Here is a 3,185-nt window from a genome sequence, read left to right as displayed (position 1 = left end):
TCAGCCTGGCGGTTGGCCTGGCCATGGCTCTCGCCCTGGCGCAGGGCGTGCTGGTACCACTGGCCCAGGCCTGGCAGACGGCCCGCGCGCAGTATCAGGCAACCGCGCAACGCAGCGCGCACCTGCTGCGCCGGCTTGCCGATCTGGACGACGGCGCGGGCGCGCCAACCCAGATCGATCCTGGCCGCGTGGTGGCTCTGGCGGGGCAGGGCGGGGTCAGCCTCGCCCCGGCAGAGGCGCAGGGGTCATCGGTGCGGCTGGTCGGTCAGGGATCGAGCAGTGCGGTGCTCGGCTGGCTGGAATCCCTGCGCGGGCAGGGCCTGATCGTGCAGCAGATCACGCTTGCACCATTGCCCGAAGGCGGCGTGAGCGTGGACGTACGCGTGATAGTTGCGCCCTAGGCGGCGCGGTCTTCCTTGCTGCGGGTATAGCCCACTTGCGGCACGTCGAGGTGGAACGGGCGCAGCGGCTTGCCGAGGTTGCGTTCCATCGCCGGCACGATGCGGTTGCGGGCCTGCGCGGCGATGGCCTTGCGGCCAGGGCAATCGCGCGGATCGAACGGATCGAGGAAGTGGATGTCGAGCCGGAACGAACCGCGCCGCGCGAGGATGCGCAAGGCATTGGCGATGCCGCCTTCTGTGCCGATCCAGCCGATCCATTCCGCCACGGCGCCGTAATCGAGCACGACCGGCTGCACCAGCACGCCCGGTGGCGGAGGTTCGAGCACGCGCAGCATCGATGTCTTGAACGGCAGCAGCGACTGACCGTCGGTGGTGGTGCCTTCGGGAAAGACGGTGATGGCCCAGTTGTCGGCCAATGCCTCGCGCAGGCGGTTGATCTGGTCGGCCACGCCCAGCCGATCTTCGCGGCTGACGAAGACCGTGCGGTTTAGCCGGGACAGCCAGCCCACCACCGGCGCCTGGCCGATTTCAGACTTGGACACAAAGGCCGTGCCGCTGGCGCCGCCGAGGGCCAGAATATCCACCCACGACAGGTGGTTGCTGATGTAGAACACTTCGCGACGCAGCGGCGTGCCGTGAACCCGCACGCGCGCGCCACACAGGCGTGCCGCCAGATAAAGGAATACGCGCGGCAGCGGTGAGCCATAGTGCACCGTGCGCCACACATAGTGCAGCGGCACGCAGATCAGCAGGGCGAGCAGAATGCCCAGTGCGCGCCAGAACACGCGGAACTTGCCCAGCAGGCTGATCGGGGCATCGCGCTCTGGGCCGACGCTGCGCTGGCTAGCCATAGCCTAGATCAGCTTTCCCGGCCGAGCTTGACGCCGTAGAGTTCCATGCGGTGATCGACCAGGCGATAGCCCAGCTTTTCCGCAATCTGGCGCTGCAGCTGTTCGAGTTCGGGATCGACGAATTCGATCACTCGCCCGGTTTCCACGTCGATCAGGTGGTCGTGGTGCGCTTCGGGCGTGGCTTCATAGCGGGCGCGGCCATCGCCGAAATCGTGGCGATCGAGGATGCCGGCCTCCTCGAACAGGCGCACGGTGCGATAGACCGTGGCAATCGAGATGCGCGGGTCGCGCGCGGCGGCGCGTTCGTGCAACTTTTCCACGTCGGGGTGGTCGCTGCTTTCCGACAGCACTTGCGCAATCACGCGGCGCTGGTCGGTAATCCGCAGGCCGCGTTCGGCGCAAAGGGCTTCGAGATCGATCACTCGGTGCACGCTGTTCTCGTCATTCTGGAAAGGTCAGTGCCCAATATAGGCGAATTGGCGTGGCTTGTTAACCGGCCAGACGCGGCGAAACCCCACGGGGAGGCTACGGCGCTGTGGATGACCGGGCCAAGGCCCACGGCATCACGCCGATCGGGCATGCAAAGGCCCGGCAAGCATAGCGCCTGCCGGGCCGAATATGCAGGTGCGGCGCGCCGGGATTGCTCCCTGTGCGCCAGCGCGCCTGATCAGGCCGATGCGGCAGCCTTGCCGCGACCGCGCTTGGCGGGGGCAGCGGCGGGCTTGCGGCCCAGGCCGATCTTCTTGGCCAGTTCACGGCGCTTTTCGGCATAGGCCGGGGCGACCATCGGATAGTCGGCCGGCAGGTTCCAGCGTGCGCGATACTGTTCGGGCGTCATGTTGTAGCGGGTGGCAAGATGGCGCTTGAGCATCTTGAGCTTCTTGCCGTCTTCCAGGCAAACGATGTGGTCATTCTTGACCGAAGCGCGGATCGATACTGCCGGTTCGGGCGCGGGTTCAGCGACCGGTTCAGACGGCTTGAGCCCGGCGAGCGCCGAATAGACATTGGAAATGAGCACCGGAAGATCACCCACCGCAACGCTGTTGTTGCTCACGTGGGCGGCCACGATGTCCGACGTCAGCGTGATCAGGGTTTCACGCATATCGTTTTCGATATCACTCATTGCGATCCGGCTTTCGTTCTATGTTGCTGTGCGACACGTTTTTAGACGACATCCCGCTTTGTCGGGAGCGTCGGTTGTCTATACGCTTTTATATTCGATAAACAACCGCGGGAAGATGCGGTATTCGATAAAATGACCGAAATTTCATAAACAGCTGATTTGCCGGAATTTCAAATCACAGTTTAAGTTCCTGGCTAATTGCCGCAATCCTTTCGCCAGTGGTGCTGCGATAGTAACCGGGCCTAATTCCAATGGGTTGGAATCCGTGTTTGCGGTAGAGGTTCCCGGCAGGATTGCCTTCGCGCATCTCCAGAAACAACCGGCCCATGCCAAAACTGCGCGCCTGGGCGATGAATCGTGCCAGCAGCGAGTCGCCCAGACCCTGCCGCCGATATTGCGGTGCAACAGCGAAGAGCAGCAGTTCTTCTTCGTCGAATATACTGCGCGACAAGAAGAATCCGGCAGTCGAGGCGAGGTCTTGGGGATGCTCGCCGCCATCGGCACCGATCAGGCCATAGCGGGTGCGCCCGATCAGCAGCGCGTCGCCCACCTGGCGGCGGTTCCAGGCTTCGCCATAGTCGGGCGGAAAGGCCGTGGTCATCACGGCCATGATGCGGTCGAGATCCTCGATCTGCTCCATCACGCCGGCAAGGCGCCGCCCGGCAACCGGGCGTCCGGCGCGCGGCCATAGGCAGGCGCGGCGCCATCGGTAAGGGCTGATGAATCGAGCAGATGGGCGCTGCGGGCATCGGGCCACAGCGGGCAGACCTGCACGGGGGCGTGCCCATCTGGCCGCGCGGCGGCGCAGGC

Annotated in this window: 5 protein-coding genes; 1 reads left to right on the top strand and 4 read right to left on the bottom strand. The window is 64.7% G+C overall.

Annotated elements, in window-relative coordinates; genetic code table 11:
- The coding region (gene gspM, locus H926_RS0101380) for a type II secretion system protein GspM (protein ID WP_022674707.1) at positions 1-401 on the top strand (401 nt) is incomplete at its 5' end.
- Here gspM and H926_RS0101375 read toward each other — a convergent pair.
- From H926_RS0101375 to H926_RS0101360, 4 genes are all read right to left on the bottom strand, one after another.
- Positions 398-1,252, bottom strand: a complete 855-nt coding sequence (locus tag H926_RS0101375; protein ID WP_022674706.1) for a 1-acyl-sn-glycerol-3-phosphate acyltransferase — start codon at positions 1,250-1,252, stop codon at positions 398-400. The genes gspM and H926_RS0101375 overlap by 4 nt on opposite strands.
- 8 nt (positions 1,253-1,260) lie before the next feature.
- On the bottom strand, positions 1,261-1,683 hold the full coding sequence (locus H926_RS0101370; protein WP_022674705.1) for a Fur family transcriptional regulator: 423 nt from the start codon (positions 1,681-1,683) through the stop codon (positions 1,261-1,263).
- A gap of 236 nt (positions 1,684-1,919) precedes the next feature.
- A complete protein-coding gene (locus tag H926_RS0101365) occupies positions 1,920-2,375 on the bottom strand; it encodes a MucR family transcriptional regulator (protein WP_022674704.1) in 456 nt (151 codons plus the stop codon).
- A 175-nt stretch (positions 2,376-2,550) separates the two neighbouring features.
- Positions 2,551-3,015, bottom strand: coding sequence for a GNAT family N-acetyltransferase (locus H926_RS0101360; protein WP_022674703.1), 465 nt, complete (start codon positions 3,013-3,015; stop codon positions 2,551-2,553).
- Positions 3,016-3,185: the final 170 nt, after the last annotated feature.

This window comes from Novosphingobium sp. B-7 (assembly GCF_000410615.1).
In the GTDB taxonomy this organism is placed as follows: domain Bacteria; phylum Pseudomonadota; class Alphaproteobacteria; order Sphingomonadales; family Sphingomonadaceae; genus Novosphingobium; species Novosphingobium capsulatum.
The sequence above is the reverse complement of the archived record's forward strand: the minus strand, read 5'-3'. Positions and strand labels throughout refer to the sequence as shown.

What these genes read in the sequence shown, in the direction of transcription:
- H926_RS0101375 (WP_022674706.1), bottom strand. Translation starts at nt 1,252, where the DNA reads ATGGCTAGCCAGCGCAGCGTCGGCCCAGAGCGCGATGCCCCGATCAGC.
- H926_RS0101360 (WP_022674703.1), bottom strand. Translation starts at nt 3,015, where the DNA reads ATGGAGCAGATCGAGGATCTCGACCGCATCATGGCCGTGATGACCACG.
- H926_RS0101365 (WP_022674704.1), bottom strand. Translation starts at nt 2,375, where the DNA reads ATGAGTGATATCGAAAACGATATGCGTGAAACCCTGATCACGCTGACG.